Source organism: Acinetobacter sp. M5A5_2a (genome assembly GCF_053345265.1).
Window position 1 is genome coordinate 111,091 of record NZ_JBKEZV010000008.1, and the last position, 17,285, is coordinate 128,375.

At 38.6% G+C, this 17,285-nt stretch carries 17 protein-coding genes; 5 read left to right on the forward strand and 12 right to left on the reverse strand.

All coding sequences use genetic code 11. The features are described from left to right. Positions 1–125 precede the first annotated feature (125 nt). Together ACLBWE_RS11065 and ACLBWE_RS11070 are read left to right on the forward strand one after the other, a co-directional pair. A complete protein-coding gene (locus ACLBWE_RS11065) occupies positions 126–599 on the forward strand; it encodes a hypothetical protein (protein ID WP_013197658.1) in 474 nt (157 codons plus the stop codon). A 244-nt stretch (positions 600–843) separates the two neighbouring features. Beyond that, positions 844–1,689: a metal-dependent hydrolase gene (locus tag ACLBWE_RS11070; protein WP_447602876.1), complete on the forward strand. Its 846-nt coding sequence runs from the start codon at positions 844–846 to the stop codon at positions 1,687–1,689. A 63-nt stretch (positions 1,690–1,752) separates the two neighbouring features. Here the strand turns inward: ACLBWE_RS11070 and ACLBWE_RS11075 are convergent, their stop codons facing one another. From ACLBWE_RS11075 to ACLBWE_RS11090, 4 genes are all read right to left on the reverse strand, one after another. Further along, a complete protein-coding gene (locus ACLBWE_RS11075) occupies positions 1,753–2,847 on the reverse strand; it encodes an alpha/beta fold hydrolase (RefSeq protein ID WP_447602878.1) in 1,095 nt (364 codons plus the stop codon). A gap of 19 nt (positions 2,848–2,866) precedes the next feature. Beyond that, on the reverse strand, positions 2,867–3,583 hold the full coding sequence (locus tag ACLBWE_RS11080; protein WP_447602880.1) for an SGNH/GDSL hydrolase family protein: 717 nt from the start codon (positions 3,581–3,583) through the stop codon (positions 2,867–2,869). A gap of 42 nt (positions 3,584–3,625) precedes the next feature. Then, the gene (locus ACLBWE_RS11085; protein ID WP_447602882.1) at positions 3,626–4,033 is read right to left on the reverse strand and encodes a nuclear transport factor 2 family protein; all 408 of its coding nucleotides are present in this window, start codon (positions 4,031–4,033) and stop codon (positions 3,626–3,628) included. Positions 4,034–4,104: 71 nt separating this feature from the next. After that, on the reverse strand, positions 4,105–6,129 hold the full coding sequence (locus ACLBWE_RS11090; protein WP_092707115.1) for an NADPH-dependent 2,4-dienoyl-CoA reductase: 2,025 nt from the start codon (positions 6,127–6,129) through the stop codon (positions 4,105–4,107). A gap of 135 nt (positions 6,130–6,264) precedes the next feature. On the opposite strand from ACLBWE_RS11090, the gene ACLBWE_RS11095 reads away from it, so the two are divergent. Next, on the forward strand, positions 6,265–6,825 hold the full coding sequence (locus tag ACLBWE_RS11095; RefSeq protein ID WP_042896087.1) for a PadR family transcriptional regulator: 561 nt from the start codon (positions 6,265–6,267) through the stop codon (positions 6,823–6,825). 2 nt (positions 6,826–6,827) lie between these two features. Next, positions 6,828–7,745 (forward strand): alpha/beta fold hydrolase, encoded by a 918-nt coding sequence (locus ACLBWE_RS11100; RefSeq protein ID WP_004643050.1) that lies wholly within the window; start codon positions 6,828–6,830, stop codon positions 7,743–7,745. A gap of 47 nt (positions 7,746–7,792) precedes the next feature. Here ACLBWE_RS11100 and ACLBWE_RS11105 read toward each other — a convergent pair whose 3' ends face one another. The 6 genes from ACLBWE_RS11105 to argC form a co-directional block, all read right to left on the reverse strand. Continuing rightward, on the reverse strand, positions 7,793–8,848 hold the full coding sequence (locus tag ACLBWE_RS11105; protein ID WP_092707113.1) for a 3-deoxy-7-phosphoheptulonate synthase: 1,056 nt from the start codon (positions 8,846–8,848) through the stop codon (positions 7,793–7,795). A 424-nt stretch (positions 8,849–9,272) separates the two neighbouring features. Beyond that, entirely contained in the window at positions 9,273–9,635 is a 363-nt protein-coding gene (locus ACLBWE_RS11110) for a YnfA family protein (RefSeq protein ID WP_080027241.1), read from the reverse strand. Between the two features lie 3 nt (positions 9,636–9,638). Beyond that, positions 9,639–11,915 (reverse strand): ATP-dependent Clp protease ATP-binding subunit ClpA, encoded by a 2,277-nt coding sequence (gene clpA / locus ACLBWE_RS11115; RefSeq protein ID WP_003652076.1) that lies wholly within the window; start codon positions 11,913–11,915, stop codon positions 9,639–9,641. 9 nt (positions 11,916–11,924) lie between these two features. Further along, on the reverse strand, positions 11,925–12,338 hold the full coding sequence (clpS, locus tag ACLBWE_RS11120) for an ATP-dependent Clp protease adapter ClpS (protein ID WP_002121129.1): 414 nt from the start codon (positions 12,336–12,338) through the stop codon (positions 11,925–11,927). 9 nt (positions 12,339–12,347) lie between these two features. Then, positions 12,348–13,106 carry a DUF6776 family protein gene (locus ACLBWE_RS11125; protein WP_092707111.1) on the reverse strand — a complete coding sequence of 253 codons (759 nt, stop codon included), beginning with the start codon at positions 13,104–13,106 and terminating at the stop codon, positions 12,348–12,350. A gap of 75 nt (positions 13,107–13,181) precedes the next feature. Then, a complete protein-coding gene (gene argC, locus ACLBWE_RS11130; protein ID WP_447602887.1) occupies positions 13,182–14,237 on the reverse strand; it encodes an N-acetyl-gamma-glutamyl-phosphate reductase in 1,056 nt (351 codons plus the stop codon). A 182-nt stretch (positions 14,238–14,419) separates the two neighbouring features. Between argC and ACLBWE_RS11135 the strand changes: the two genes are divergently transcribed. Further along, the gene (locus ACLBWE_RS11135; RefSeq protein ID WP_447602889.1) at positions 14,420–15,934 is read left to right on the forward strand and encodes a hypothetical protein; all 1,515 of its coding nucleotides are present in this window, start codon (positions 14,420–14,422) and stop codon (positions 15,932–15,934) included. Here ACLBWE_RS11135 and ACLBWE_RS11140 read toward each other — a convergent pair. Beyond that, entirely contained in the window at positions 15,931–16,611 is a 681-nt protein-coding gene (locus ACLBWE_RS11140; protein ID WP_447602891.1) for a YgjP family zinc-dependent metalloprotease, read from the reverse strand. The genes ACLBWE_RS11135 and ACLBWE_RS11140 overlap by 4 nt on opposite strands. Further along, positions 16,611–17,282 (reverse strand): ribose-5-phosphate isomerase RpiA, encoded by a 672-nt coding sequence (rpiA, locus tag ACLBWE_RS11145; RefSeq protein WP_003652085.1) that lies wholly within the window; start codon positions 17,280–17,282, stop codon positions 16,611–16,613. Before rpiA ends, ACLBWE_RS11140 begins: the two co-directional genes overlap by 1 nt. Between the last annotated feature and the right edge of the window lie 3 nt (positions 17,283–17,285).

A 17,285-nucleotide genomic window follows, 5' to 3' on the forward strand; every position in this document is an offset into this window, starting at 1 on the left:
AGATCATTAAACAACTGGTTATTCTATCAGCATTTTTAATAAAAAATTAGGTCCATCTCACATGATTTTTTCATTCTCTTTTACTGTTATAATGCCAGCTCCTCAATTAAATGTTGTTTAGGACAATGGCAAATAAAAAACTTTTAATCTGTGCTGCAATTGCAGCTGGACTATTGTTAACCGCATGTGTCAAAAAAGAAACACCAGAAGAAGAGCAAGAAAAGGTTGAAACTGCTGTTTCAGAACCTAAGCCTGCTGAACCTGCAAAATTTGAGTCTTTAGAAAGCGTTAAAACTGAAGAAGCTCAAACGCAGGAACCAACGCAAGTTGAAGTTCATCACGAAGAAACAGCGAATACCACAACTGAAATTCGCCGTGAAACTCGCCCTGCCCATTCTGAGCAAAATTCACAAACAACTGTTTCTGAACAACCTAAAGCAGAGCCGAAGCCTAAGCCAGAACCTAAACCTGAGCCAAAAGCAGAACCGAAGCCTGAAAAAGCTCAGTCAAAACCAGCTAAGCCAGCAGAACCATCTCAAACTGAAGATGATGCTGTTGCCGCTGCAATTGCTGCTGCTACACCAGCGCTTAAAAACTAAGTTCCCCTATGAATATGCCCAAATTGAACAGTTGATTTGGGCTTTTAAAATATTATTAAAATTATCAATTCAATAATCAGTTCTACCTTTCTCTTTCTAATTTGTCTTTAAAGTTTTCCTAGATATCAATTTAGGACAATCTACTTATTCCCCTTGAAAAAGCATTGACGTTACTCACACTGAGATGTAGTTTTTTAACAAGTTCCTTTTTGGAACCTCAATTAAAAGAAGATTGGAGCTTAAAATGACTACTGTATCAAACCGTGCACCTGCCTCATTTCCAGTCCGTCGTATGGACTACAATTTTGAAAATACACCTCGTTACTGGTGCAATAACGAACCCTCTCTTACCCACTATTTTACGGGCTTATCTACATTGTTCCCTGAGGGTGAATCATATTTTGTTCGTTCAGTTCGAGCCTTACGTGCCAAAGCAAAATCAAATGAAATTCTAGATCGCGAAATCAGCGCATTTATTGGTCAAGAAGCAATGCATTCAAAAGAGCATCATGCCTTTCATATCAGCGCCCAGCAACATGGCCTTGATCCCGAGTCTTTGGAAAAAGCAACTGGTATCGTTTTAAAAAGTATTGAAAAAGTTTTTAGTAAAAAATGGAATTTGCTCGTAACAGTTGGCTTAGAGCACTATACAGCGGTACTTGTAGTTAGCATGATGCAATCTGTTAATGAACTGATGACAGACTCAACGATCCGTAATTTATGGTTATGGCACAGCATTGAAGAAACCGAACATAAAGCTGTCGCCTTTGATCTTTATAAACACTTATATGGAAGTGGGCTGAGCGCCTATCTCCCTCGCATTACTGTCTTTACTTTAAGTCTATTTTTAATTACAGGCTTCTCAACAATTTATCAATTCGTTCTTATGAAACGAGATCGCCAACTTCTAAACTTTAACTCTTGGCGTAATTTCTTTAGTTTTGCTAATAAACAATATAGAGCATTGATCCCTAAATTTTTTGACTATTATCGCTTTGATTTCCACCCTAACCAAACAGATGAAAAAGACCTCGTTGCTAGTACCAAAATCAAAATTGGACTGAAAGATCCAAAATTGCTTTTATCTTGAGCTGATAAAATCATAAAGCCCATTCAATAGATGGGCTTTATTTAATTTATTACAGCAACACCGTCATTGTTTATGATTAACCATAAAATAATTCGACATTAATTTGGCAGCCCAAGAGGTACTTTTCCAACCCTCATAAAAGCCACAATGACTTCCCTTTTTAGTGGTTACAACTGCAATATTACTCATTTGCTGAATAGTTTCTTTATAAGGCTCTAAATTTTTAATAGAACATACCGGATCATCTTCAGCATTAAGAATCATTAATGGAATTTTGACATTTTCAAATACATAAATTGGATTAATTGCCTGACAATAACTTTGATAATCCTGAAAGCCAGCCATTTCAAAGTATTCTTTTTCAAACTCTTCCAGACTAGTCGTCGCTAGAACTTTTTCTAAAGAAGGAATCTTGTTCCAAGTACTTTGATAAGGGTGAATAAAATATTTGAATAACTTTTTGGTCATCATTTTGCTATAGAACGGATGAACATTTTTAAAACCAATCTCAGTGTTATAGCCTGGACACATTGCAAAAGCAGCTTTAAATGGTGTGTCAGTGCCTTGCTCTCCCAAATAACGAACGAGTAAGCCAGTGCCTGCCGAAGAACCCACTGCATACAAATCTGATTCAGGAAACAAATTTTGAATATGCGTAAGCTGCTCTTTAAGATCACTTGTTGATCCAAAAAGAGAAATCTGTGGTACAGGCATAGGTAAACCAGCATGCCCACGGCGTAAGCAAAGCGCTATTCTCCACCCAGTATATTGATGTAAATCTTTCACCAGTTCACGCATACTTTCAGGTGTTCCTGTAATGGTATGCATAATGACAACTGTAGGAGTAGATTTTGGAAGATTATAGCCATACCATGCGATTGCAGTTACACCGCCATCTTTCATGGTGAGCTGATCAATACGGTCATATTCAAGCTTGATGGTTTTTTTTCTAATAATATCGAAATATAAAAGATGAACATGATTATTACTTAACCATGGCGTAGGACGATATTTTTGCTTAAGTTGGGGCAATTTATCCAAAACATCTTTAATTTTCCCTTGCGGGTCATAATAGACTTTTGGCTGTTCAGCACCTAGTACCGAATCAAACAATTCTGAACCGAAAGCTTTAATTTTATTTAAAGTAGATATGCCCATATCCAATCACGACCTCTGATTATGAGTTAAATGATTGCCGCACTAATGCTGCAACCTGCTGCCCCCAAATTGCATAAATTTCTTTGCTTGGATGAAAACCATCACTTGCCATAGGCAAATTCATCGCTTGAAAACTTTCAATATCATATTGAATGAATCTAAATTGGTTTTGTGATTCTAACCATTTATATAATGCCTGATTCATTTGCTCCGCATATTTTCCAAATAACCAAGCCAATGGATTCGGCAAAGCTGGAAAATGTTGCATTGGCGGCACGCCAGATACGATAATGAGTTTAGGTTGAAAACGCGTCTGTATTTGTTGAAACAATTGCTTTTGTTGTTTTAACCATAGATTTGCTGAGGTTAGTTTTGTCACATCATTAACACCAATAGATGTGACTACAACATCATAATTTTGTTGCTCTAAATGCTGTAGAGCTTGAAAAACCTGCTTGGTTGTATCGCCTGTTTTTGCATGAAGTTTCCAGCATAAAGAATACTCATCTTGCAACTCAGAAATAATTGCACCAGATAAAGCATCTTTTTGTGTTTCAACTCCAACGCCTGCCGCTGCAGAATCACCTAAAATAAGCAATGACAAAGGTCTTCCATCTCCGCATAGACCTTCACGCTCGCCAATGGCCTCTAATAGACGTGGTGTATTCTTACGAACCTTTGCGCCTTGTATAAATAATACAGGCAATAAGACTAATGTTGAAAGTTTTAACCACATTCTAATGACCTCAATAATATTACTTAGGCTATTTGCTAAAAATCATTGAGGTTGAAACTTGGCAATTCTTATACCCATTTGTTCAGCCAGCGCAGCTAATCCACTCATTGGACGAATCATTACCTCAAAATCAATAATTTTGCCTTGCTCATTAAAACGTATCATATCAATACCTTTTAATGACTTCCCACTTACATTTGCACTGAACTCAAGTACCACATTTTCGCCATCTTCCGTATAAAACTCACGATGATAAGTAAAGTCTTGGAATACCTGAATAACATTGCTCAGAATGAAGAAAACGACTTGCCTTCCTTCATAAGGTTTATGAGCAACAGGAGAACGGAAAACGACTTCATCTGCCAGTAAATCATTTAGATCGGACAAGTTACCTGCCTGAATCATGTGATGCCATTTTTCTAAAGAATGTTTTGTTGTTTCAAGTGCCATTATTATTTTTTCCTTTAGCTTACTTAATGAAATTATGGGCATTTCCTTTTCAAAGAAATGCCCATATAGATTTATAGTGTCGCTGCTAATTCAGCACCTTGTCGTATAGCTCGTTTTGCATCTAATTCACCGGCTTCTTTAGCTCCACCAATTAAATGAACATTTTTTCCGTCTTCTTTTAATTGTTCATACATTGCTGTAAAGGATTCTTGACCAGCACAAATCACCACATGATCAACTTCAAGTACACTCGGTTTTCCATCTACTGTTATATGAAGACCTTGATCATCAACTTTGTCGTATTGAACCCCACCAAGCATTTTGACTTGACGATTTTTCAGGCCTGTACGGTGAATCCAGCCAGTAGTTTTACCTAAACCAGCCCCTACAGCAGCAGCTTTACGTTGCAGTAAATAAATTTCTCGTTCCGAATCTTCAACTTTTGGCTGTTTTAACCCGCCAACATGCTCATATTGAGTATCAATTCCCCATTCAGCATAGAACTTTTCTGGGTTTAAGCTGCCACTTTCACCTTCGTGAGTAAGATATTCCGCCGTATCAAAACCAATACCACCCGCCCCAATAATCGCTACACGCTGCCCCACAGGCACACGTTCTCTTAGAACTTGTAAGTAGCTCAGTACTTTAGGATGATCAATGCCTTCAAATTGTAATTGACGAGGAGTTACACCTGTTGCAACTACAATTTCATCAAAATTTGCTTGGCTCAACTCTTCATAAGTTGCTTTATGATTTAATACAAGCTCAATATTTGGTCGCAATTCAATTTGACGGCCAAAGTAGCGTAAGGTTTCATAAAACTCTTCTTTTCCAGGAACAGTCTTTGCAATATTAAACTGACCACCAATTTGATGACTTGCCTCAAAAACTTTGACTTTATGCCCGCGATCAGCTGCATATACTGCAAAACTTAAACCTGCCGGACCCGCACCAATAACAGCAATATTCTTTTGAATCTGTGCTTCTTTAAAGATAAGTTCAGTTTCATAACATGCGCGAGGATTCACTAAACACGTTGCGATTTTCATTGAAAAAATATGATCTAAACACGCTTGGTTACACCCAATACATGTATTAATTTCATCGCTACGACCTTGGCTTGCTTTTAAAACAAACTCAGCATCGGCTAGCATTGGACGTGCCATTGACACCATATCAGCATGACCCGAAGCCAACACGTGCTCAGCCATTTCTGGGGTATTAATTCGGTTGGACGTAATCAAAGGAATAGAGACTTCACCTTTGAGTTTTTCAGTGACCCACGTAAACGCAGCACGAGGTACTTTGGTTGCAATGGTTGGAATACGTGCTTCATGCCAACCAATCCCTGTATTAATAATTGTTGCGCCTGCTTTTTCAATTTCTTTTGCAAGCTGAATCACTTCATCAAAACTTGAACCACCTTCCACTAAATCAAGCATCGATAGACGATAAATAATAATAAAATTTTCACCAACCAAAGCACGCGTACGTTTTACAATTTCAATGGGGAAACGAATACGATTTTCGTAACTACCACCCCACTCATCATCACGATGGTTAGTACGTGCAGCAATAAACTCATTAATTAAATAACCTTCAGAGCCCATGATTTCTACACCATCATAACCTGCATACTGAGCAAGTTTGGCGCAGTTTGCAAAATCATCAATGGTCTGTTGTACTTCGGCAGAACTTAAAGCTTTAGGCTTAATCGGGTTAATTGGTGCTTGAATTGCTGAAGGTGCAACGTTATTTGCCTGATAAGAATAACGCCCAGTATGTAAAATCTGCATAGCGATTTTACCGCCAGCTTCATGCACAGCTTGGGTAATCACTTTATGTTTCTCAGCTTCTTCAACTGTATCGAGCTTGGTACCGTGGCTAAATACAACACCATCATCATTTGGAGAAACACCGCCAGTTACGATCAATCCAACATCACCTTTTGCGCGCTCAGCATAAAATGCTGCCATGCGCTCATATCCCTGCGGTGCTTCTTCTAACCCAATATGCATAGACCCCATAAGCACACGGTTTTTTAAAGTAGTAAAGCCTAAATCAAGTGGCTTTAATAAATGTGGATAAGCTGACATATTTTCTCCTTTGGCTAGCAATTAGCTTGCTAATGCAACTTGTTGCATTAATTTATAATCAAATTTTGACTTTTATGCAACATGTTGCATAATCTCATCAGTCACACTTTACTTTTGCTTACAAACCGGATTGCTATGTCACTTCCTCATGTTTTATTGACCAGCTTGCTTGAACGACCAAGCACAGGGTTCGAACTTGCCCGCCGCTTTGATCGTTCAATCGGTTTTTTCTGGAATGCCACCCATCAGCAAATTTATCGTGAACTCAACCACATGCTCAAAAAAGGTTGGGTTTCAACGTTAGAAAATGAAATGGAAAATAGTCGAAAAAAGACTTATCAAGTTGAACAACTGGGACGTATTGAGCTAGCTTCATGGATGACACAACAAAGTGAACCTGCGCAGCTTCGTGATGACTTGATGGTTAGATTGCGTGCTGAAGCACAATTGAGCAATAATCAGATATTACCTGAACTGTTACGACACCTTGGTCTACATCAGGAAAAGCTTAAACTTTATCAAAGTATTTATGATAAAGATTTTAAAGACAGCAATGATCTAAATGACCGTGTGTTATACATCCATAAAATGATCTTAGAACTTGGAATTACGATGGAAAGTGAATGGATCAAATGGTTGGAACAAGTCATCCCTCAATTAAAACGCTTCGCCCAAGATAGCGTATCCGGAGAATAGCCATGCCATATTACACCATGCCCGATCGGGAAAATTTATTTGTACGTCGTGTTGGTCGTGGTGAACCAGTTTTGGTTTTATCTGGTCTTGGTATGCAAAGTTGGCAATGGCTACCTTTTATCTATGCAAACCGTAAAGATTATGAGTTTATTATTCCAGATTGGCGTGGGTTTGGTGGTTCAAAAAATTGTGCAATCCCTGAGCAAGATGCAATATCAAGTCATTGGCAAGACGTTGCTCATTTAATAGAACAATTAAAACTCGATAATTTTATCTTGATGGGTTATTCAATGGGCGCCACGACGGCCATGCATGGTATGAAACATGCTCATCTCGCACAGCAACTAAAAGCATATTTACATATCGACCAAACACCCAAAATATCTGTCGATTCAACATGGGAATATGGTTTATTTGGTTCTCACCATACTCAGTTCAAACAATTACTAAATGATATCTATCAATTGTTATCAAAGCACAAAAATGCCAAATATCTTTATGAATTATCACTTCCAGATCGACAGGAATTGGTTCGCCTTTGGGTAGATTTTATTGATTTACAAAGTAGTAATCCATTTAGCCCTTTAGTTTTTAAAACAGCGCTAAAACAACCGTTTCTACAAAAATATTTATTACCTATTCAGCGTTTAGATTATTTATTTTGGTATGTGGAAAATTATCTTTATCACAATGAAGATTATCGTGAAGCTATCCAGCAATTAGAGTGCCCAACCACTTTCTTTATTGGTCGTAATTCGACGCTTTATCCAGAAACTGGGCAGACACTTATTGCACAGAGTGTCGAGCATGCAAAAGCAATATATTTTGAGCGCTCAGGCCATACACCTTTATTGACCGAGCCGAAAAAATTTGGGCATGAAATCACAACATTCTTATCGGAATTAAAACATGCTTCTTAAAAAATAAAGGGATCTATTCGTAGATCCCTTTTTAAATGTGTAAATCATTAAGCAGAATGAGCTAACTCTTTCACTTTTAATTGCTCAGAAACACTTAACAAAAGTTGCTCGGTTTTTTCCCATCCCAAGCAACCATCAGTTACTGACTGCCCATAAGTCATATCACAAGAAATCTTTTGGCTACCATCAACCAAATGACTTTCAATCATGACACCTTTTACTTGTGTTTTTAAACGTTCAGCAACGATTTGCTGTAAAACTTCTGGCTGACGTAACGGATCTTTACTGCTATTACCATGACTACAGTCAATCACTAATGCAGGAAGATTTTGTTTGTGTTTTTCTCGTATTGCCTGAATTGAAGCTAAATCATAATTTGGTCCATGATTCGCTCCACGCAAAATCAAGTGTGGCAATGGATTGCCAGCACTTTGAATCACTGAAGGTAAACCTTGCTGATTCATCCCTAGAAATTGATGTTCATTTTGTGCTGACTGAATTGCATCTAATGCAATCTGAATTGAGCCATCAGTACCATTCTTGAAACCAATACTGTATGGCATGTGGCTTGAGATTTCGCGGTGAATCTGAGATTCACTTGTGCGAGCACCAATTGCACCCCAAGCCAATAAATCATCAAAATAACCAGTTGCCATTGGACTTAAAATTTCACTCGCAATTGGCAAACCCTTTTCAATAATTTGCAGGTAAAGTTCGCGAGACTTTTCTAAGCCAAGTTGTAAATTTGATGAACCATCTAAATTTGGATCATACATGAAACCCTTCCAACCCACAGTTGTACGTGGTTTTTCAATGTATGCACGCATCACGATAAAAATCTGATCTTTTACTTTTTCTTGTAGTTTTTGCAATTTTTCAGCGTATTCAAGTACTGCAACCGGATCATGAATGGAACAAGGCCCTGTAATTACCATTAACCGATGATCTTTGCCGATAAGAATATTTTGAATAGTTTGACGGTGTTCGGCAATTTGACGCACGAAACCGTGTGCAAGCGGATATTTTGCTTTTAACTGGACAGGTAAACTAACTGGAGTTTCTTTTGTATTGCTTTGTGTTAATAAAGTATTTAGGGCATTCATTGGTTTTTCCTTGGGACTGCAATCTATTCAGTCCGATCATTTATTTGAGCGTTTTGGATCTATTCGTTGGTAACGGTAAGCAAAAGTAAAACCAATAAAAGTTGCTAAAGTATGAATAAGTCATGTTGTTCATTTTAAGTTCCTCGATTTAAAAAGATAAAGCATAAAAAAACCTGATCGGGGTTGCCGATCAGGTATTAACTGTGATGGGCAACTTTCTCATGCCCGAATACGCTCAGGCAACTATCTAAATTGCCAAAAATAATAATATGCGTTAGTGTTCACAGATAGATTTAACATCTTTATCTCAAATATAAAAATATGTTCCTTAGATCTAAAATACGCATTGTTGAGGGCTTTGACAAGTCTTTTTTTTGAAAAAAACCTCTTATTTTCACGCTTAAGATTTGATTCACTCATTGTCTTAACGAATCAGCCCTTGAGGTTGCAAAATAATTAAGCCAGCTCCACAAAGCACGATTAGACCACCTAATATATCCCATCTTGTTAATCCGACTTGATCAACAAAGCGCAGCCACATTAACGCAGTAAAAATATAAATACCGCCATATGCAGCATAAATGCGCCCTGAAGCCGCTGGATGTAAGGTCAATAGCCATACAAAGACAGCCAAACTTAAAACTGTAGGTAACCACAGCCAAGCCGACTTGCCTTCTCTTAAAATCAGATAAGGGAAATAGCAACCCAGAATTTCAGCAATTGCTGAAATAATAAATAACCCGAATACACTCAGTATTCGGGTTATAGCAAGACTATCAATTAACATGAGTTATGCTGGTTCTGCCGTATGATGATCTTCAAACACTTCAAGTTTTAAGCCAACAGCTTTGCCATCTTCATTTTTCACTGATACAGCCACATTACCACCATGATCTGCCAGTTCACCAAACAAAATCATTTCAGCTAATGGTTTCTTCAAGTGTTCTTGAATGAGGCGTTGCATTGGACGTGCACCCATCAAGCGGTCATAACCATTTGTTGCCAACCAATCACGAGCACTTTGATCGACATCAAGTACAACTTGTTTGTCATCCAGTTGAGCTTGTAACTCTGTCAAGAATTTATCAACCACAGACTCAATAACAGTTGTTGGTAATGACTTGAATTGAATAACACTATCTAGACGGTTACGGAACTCTGGTGAGAAAGCACGTTTCATTGCTTCTTGGTTATCAGAACTATGATCTTGTTCAGTAAAACCAATACTCGCGCGAGAAATACTCTCTGCTCCCACATTCGTAGTCAGGACAATAATAACGTTTCTAAAGTCTGACTTACGTCCGTTGTTATCCGTTAAAGCACCATGATCCATGATTTGTAGCAATAGATTAAACACATCTGGATGTGCTTTCTCAATTTCATCTAGCAATAAAACACAGTGCGGGTTCTTATGGATCGCATCAGTTAACAGCCCACCTTGGTCATAACCCACATAACCCGGAGGTGCACCAATCAAACGTGAAACTGCATGACGTTCCATATATTCAGACATATCGAAACGCACCAGCTCCACACCTAACAACTTCGCCAGTTGTTTAGTGACTTCAGTTTTACCCACACCTGTTGGGCCAGCAAAAACAAAACTACCTACTGGCTTATCTGGTGATTTCAATCCAGCACGAGATAACTTGATCGCTGAGCCTAAAGCGGTAATCGCCTCATCCTGACCAAACACAACACGTTTTAAATCACGCTCAAGATTTTCAAGCACTGACTTATCATCTTTAGAAACAGTTTTTGGTGGAATACGAGCGATCTTGGAAACGATATCTTCGATATTCTCTACCGTAATCAAACTATCATCACTTTCAGCCTTCAAACGACGCTGAGCACCAGCTTCGTCAATCACATCAATTGCCTTATCTGGCAAGAAACGATCATTAATGAATTTAGCAGAAAGCTCTACAGCTGATACCAATGCTTTATCGTCATATTGTACGTGGTGAAAATCTTCAAATTTAGATTTTAAGCCACGCAAAATATCAATTGTTTCAGAAATACTTGGCTCATTGACATCAATTTTTTGGAAACGACGTGATAACGCATGGTCTTTTTCAAAAACCTGACGATATTCTTGGAACGTCGTTGAACCGATACAACGTAAAGTACCATTTGCCAAAGCTGGTTTGATGAGATTCGAAGCATCCATTGTGCTGCCCATACTCGAGCCCGCGCCAATGATCATGTGAATTTCATCAATGAATAAAATCGCATTTGGATTTTTCTTCAAAGCATTAAGCAATTGTTTTAAACGTTTTTCAAAGTCACCCCGATATTTGGTCCCAGCAACTAATGCACCAATATCTAAGCTATAGACTTCAGCCTGACTCAAAGGTTTAGGCGCCTTACCATTCACAATTAACCATGCCAAACCTTCAGCAATCGAGGTTTTACCAACGCCCGGATCACCTACCAGTAATGGATTATTTTTGCGACGGCGGCACAGAATTTGTGCTGTACGCTCAATTTCTTTTTCACGACCAATAAGTGGATCAGTTTTGCCTTTTTGCGCTTCAACATTTAAGTTCAGCGTATAAAGCTCTAATGGCCCTGCATTGCCCGTACTCGTTTCACCCTCAATATCTTCAACTTCTTCTTCAACTTGCACTTCATCTTTACGTGTCCCATGAGACAAGTATTGAGTCAATGTCAATCGATTGATTTGATGACGTTTAAGCAAATACACAGCAAAAGAATCACGCTCTGAATACATTGCGACCAAAACATCCGCACCTTCAACAGTACGATCGCCGCCACTTGATTGCACATGGAAAATAGCACGTTGCAAAATGCGGTCAAAACTTTCTGTTGGATGAGGCGCCTGCTCGCTATTTTCGCCAAGCTTAGGAGTATGTTGTTCTACATATTCTTCTAATTCTTTACGTAAAGAAACTATATCAGCCCCACATGCTTTTAATGCATTCACGGCCGAATCGTTGTCGAGTAGTGCTAATAATAAGTGTTCAACTGTAAGAAACTCATGTCTCTTTTGACGAGCCATGCTAACAGCCAAACGTAATGATACTTCTAATTGACGACTGAGCATGTAACCCCCTTATGCTTTAGGCTCAATCTGGCAAAGTAATGGATGACCTTGCGATCGAGCGTAATTATTAACAAGGTTTGCTTTGGTTTCCGCGATGTCTCTTGGATATACCCCAGCAATACCTTTACCTTCATAGTGTACTGTTAGCATTACTTGAGTTGCTTGGTCAAGATTCATTGCAAAGTATTGTTGTAAAATTTCAATTACAAAGTCCATTGGCGTGTAATCGTCATTCATTAAGACGACTGCATATAACGGCGGACGCTTGAGTTCAGGAGGTGCTGTTTGTACAACAACCTCTCCGTCATGATCTTCGTTTTGCGAATCACTTAAGCGTGGATGGAAGTGCCAATCGACATAACCAGACTGCTGAAAAGAAGCCTTGATATCTTTTAAGTTTGTTTGACGCTTATTTGTTCGCATAGGATGTTACTATTGTGAATTTGCTTCAGCTTGAGGAATTTCTGCCACGAAAGCAGAAGATGTTTCGACAGGTTTACCGCGCTGCCAACTAAAACGTTTAATAACTGGTGTATCAGAAACGCCTGTTAAACGTACCTCAATAAATTGAGGCGTAAAACCTTTAGGCATAGTCCAACGACCTGTTAAACGCTCAAAGTCAGTAAAGTTAAAGTTTTTAGCTTCAAGTGGCACAACCAAAACTTCTGTATCTTTAATGAGTCTTATCTCAATCGATCCTGAAGCACGGCGCTTGCTTGGGCTCACCTGCACTAAATCTAACTGATATTCATAAGCATTTTCAGGCAGAGGTTTGATCGCCAAATTTTGAATGGTCAAGCTTAGACCACCGCGCTGCCTCAAGATATCACGGTAGATATTACTCATACCTTCTTGCTGCGTTTTATCAGCATTGGCCTGGTTAAGGGCTTCAAACAGATCATTTGCATTTGTTACAGCAACATCACGCTCTTGTACTGCAGCGTTGAGGCTTTTATTAACTGCATCTAAAGCTGTTTTTTGCTTTTGCACCACTTCAACCAATTGCTCTGCATCTGCATCGTAACCTACAACAGTTAGACCTTGACGGTGCCCAATTGTATAGCCGAGCGCAAGACAGCCACTCATTAAAATAGCCGCACCAATAAACAAAGGTTTATTGGTATTTAAAAATTTTTTCTTTTGCAACGAACTTTCTGCCGAAGTCGTCTGTCCAGAGTTTTGCATCGTCATCTCAGTGTTTAAGATCAGAGTCAAGACACACATTTAAATCGAAATTTAAATGTGTGTGAAGCAAAAAAGAGTTTTTTATGGTAATAAACCAATCCCTTGTAAGCCTTCATCTTCATCAAAGCCGAACATAAGGTTCATATTTTGTACAGCTTGACCAGATGCACCCTTCACAAGGTTATCTTGTACCGCAAGAATAATAAGTTTATTCGGCTGCGGCTTATATAAAGCAATACGAAGCTCATTCGCACCGCGCACACTACGTGTTTCAGGCGAACTGTTAGCAGGCATCACATCAACAAATTTTTCATTTGCGTAAAATTGCTCATACAATGCCTGAATATCAGTTTGTTTTCCAGTTTCTGTCAAATCGACATAAATTGTGCTGAGCATACCGCGAATCATTGGAACTAAATGAGGAACAAACAAGAGCCCATCAAAACCACCTTTTTGCCCAGAAATATTTTCTAATGCTTCAACAATTTCTGGATGGTGACGGTGCCCTGCAACCCCATAAGCCTTGAAGTTATCAGCATTTTCGCTATAGATCATGCCTAAGCTTGCTTTACGGCCTGCTCCTGAAACGCCAGACTTCGCATCAATAATAATATTTTTTGTTTCAATCAATGCTTGTGCTGATTTCAAAAGTGGAGCCAAACCCAATTGAACGGTAGTCGGGTAGCAACCAGGGTTACCAATCACTTGCGCCTGTTTAATTTTTTCGCGGTTTAATTCAGCCAAACCATATACTGAGTTTTCCAGAATGTCTGGGCAAGCATGTTCCATGCCATACCATTTCTTAAACTGCTCAAGATTTTGTAAACGAAAATCAGCAGCCAAATCAATAACTTTAGTACCAGCTGCAATCAATTCTTTTGCATGCTGCATAGCAACACCATGAGGAGTCGCAAAAAATACAACATCACACTTTTTTAAATCATCAATATTTAAATCTGAAAATTGAAGATCAGTATGTCCACGTAAATTAGGGAACATATTTGTAACTGGTTTGCCCGCTTCTGTACGTGAAGTAAGAACTCGAACCTGCGCTTTAGGATGTCGTAATAAAATACGTAATAGTTCAACGCCTGTATAACCCGTCCCACCAACAATTCCGACAGAAATCACGTGCATTACCTCAATTTTTGAATCTATACTTGCGCAGTAGTATGACAGGATGTCCAAGCTTACAAAACCATTTCATGCTTGGTAATTTTAATTTTTTTAATTTTAGCGACAATTAGATAGAACTTATTGAACTGTCATAACTAAACAAATATCAGCAAATAAATACCAGATTTAATTGGAGAGCTAGGATGCTTCATCAATCAAAAGAAACAAAATTACACACTTACCTTGGCTTGAGCACATTAATTTTAAGTGCACTACTTGTAGGTTGCGGAGGTGGAGGCAGTAGTAGTGGCAACTCACCAAGCACTCCAACACCCGTTGATCCTACTCCGGAGGCAACGACTGATGTTACTCTTAAATCTCCTGTAGAAATGCGTAATATCCAACTAAAAGTATATGACAACACCACTAACTCTGTTTTGGTAGATACTTCAATTGCAAGTTTAAACAGCTTTAATGTCAAAATTCCTACCGCTAAATTAAGTCGTTTATATCGTGTAGAAATTACGACTCAAAATTCATCTCAAGTATTTGATCCAATTACTTCAACATACCAAAATTTCTCTGGCGTTTATCATGCGTTTATTACACCAAACAGTGTAAGTGGCAGAACCCTATTCATCAGCCCAAGTAGTGAAGCGATTTACCAACGCGCTGTTATACGTTCAGGACAACTTCCTCAAGAGACGATTGACCCAACACGCATTGAGCAATTGCATGTGGATTTAGCTTCTCAAGACGTTTATAGATCTCTTCTTAATGCGTTCAAAGATGCCGACATTCCAAGTTTAAGTCCAGTCAATACCCTCACAGTTCTAACTTTGTTGCAATACTCCACTAAACAGCCTAGTACGTATGTAGATAGCTATCTTAGCTTTGGCTACTTACAATATTGGTCAACTTTTCATAGCGGATTAACTACATACCAAGAACTCATTAAAAGTTTGGCAACAGATTTAAAAGATGGCTTTTTAGATGGGAAAAAACTTCACGGCGATCAAACGACATTCACCCCTATTTTCACGCCTGCTCCAGATAATATTGATCCGGTTAAAAATACACTGTTAGATATCGCAGCCAATCAAAAAACAACACGCGATTCTTTTGCAACCAATTTAAGAACCGCTACTTTAAAATTGGCAGATACCCAAAGTTTAGATCAAATAGGCTATGACTTACTGAAAAAGAAACTATATTCAGGGGTCGTACCTTCCGGAAATACGACTGACTTTTTCCGTATAGAGGGGGCTGGTGATTATCGTCGTGCTGTAGGTTTTAGCGGTATTACAGCAACCTGTAACGGTTCTATATATCCTTGTAAACAAGGTTTGACTAGCATTAATCTTTCCGACCCCAAACTACCAGCTACAGACTATTTAGTAGGTCACTATGAAGACACCTCAACAGGTTGTCAGCTTAATTTCCGTGCGAATGGTCAAATCGAACTTATTAAAGGATCACAGACTTATCGCTCTGCTTTAAGTGCGGATAGTACAGATAATTTATTGCAAACAGATGCTGCAAGCTCAAGTTATTTACTCAACTCAAGTTCAGCCGAACCAAATAACTCAACGCAGCAATACAACTTTATACAATTATCGATTAAAGCAAATAAAATCGTGAGTGCCAAAGCGGGTCTAGATAGCCGAAAAGCACCAGATAACTTACAAACACCACAATTAGAATGTAGTTTTAGTTAATTTGAAACATACCACCATGCAGGCAATGGATTTGATTTAAGTTGTCTGCGGTGTCTTTGAAAATATGGATCGTATTTTTCAACTTCTGCCCAAAATGCAGGGCTATGATCAAAATGTTTAGTATGAGCTAACTCATGAATAGCGACATATCGAGCAATCTCATATGGCATGAGCACCAAACCTGCATGCAGCATAATATTATGCTGACTACTACAGCTTCCCCAACGAGTTTTGGGACGGCGAATTGAACATTCGCTGTAATTTAGACGAGTTTGCTCACTTAAATCGTTTAAAAGCTTTGGTAATTCTTGTTTTGCAAAAGCAATAACTGCACTTTGCAACGCCAAATATGGCTGCGTATCTTTAATAAATAGACAGTTATTTTCCCAATCAAATTGGAAAACACGATGTTGCTTTTGAACAATAACTTGAAATGGTTGCTCTTTATTAAAAAAATAAATTTCTGAAGGAATCTCAAGCGAATTAGATTGAACGTGTTGTTGCTTATTCCACGTTTCGATCAACCATTGCTCAGATTGTGCTAAAAAAAGTTGAATTTGATTCTTACTACAAAACAAAGGAACTGTCAGGCATATTGAAGCTGGCTCAACACGTAAGCGCAATTTTCTTGCTCTTACGTGTCGAACGATTTTAATTTCTGGCATTTTTGCAGACATTACTGTGCTGTACGCTCTTCAATACCATTATTTGTTGCAACAATTGCAATCGTTGCTGGGTTTAAAGCGAAAATACCATTAGTCACAACACCTGGAATGTTATTAATGGTTTTTTCTACATCAATCGCATTTAAAATATTAAGATTAAATACATCCAAAATCACATTACCGTTATCTGTTACGACGCCTTCGCGATAAACCGGATCACCACCTAAAGCCACTAGTTTACGAGCAACTGCCGAACGGGCCATTGGAATAACTTCTACTGGGAGTGGAAAATCACGGCCAAGTTGATCAACCCACTTTGAATCATCAACAATACAAACAAATTTCTTAGCAATTGAAGCTACAATTTTTTCACGTGTTAATGCAGCACCACCGCCTTTAATCATATGCATATGACGGTCAATCTCATCTGCACCATCAACATAGGCATCTAAACCACCTACATGGTTCATATCTACAACTTCAATGCCTAATTTTTTAAGGCGATCAGCAGTTGCCTGAGAACTTGCCACAGCAGCTTCTAACTGTAATTCAGGCAATAAATCAATTAGAAAGTTTACTGTACTTCCAGTCCCCACCCCCAAAATGCCACCTTTGGGTAAGTGTTTTAAAGCAGCTTTCGCAGCAGCTTGTTTCTTTTCATCTTGGGTTGCGTATAGACTCATGAC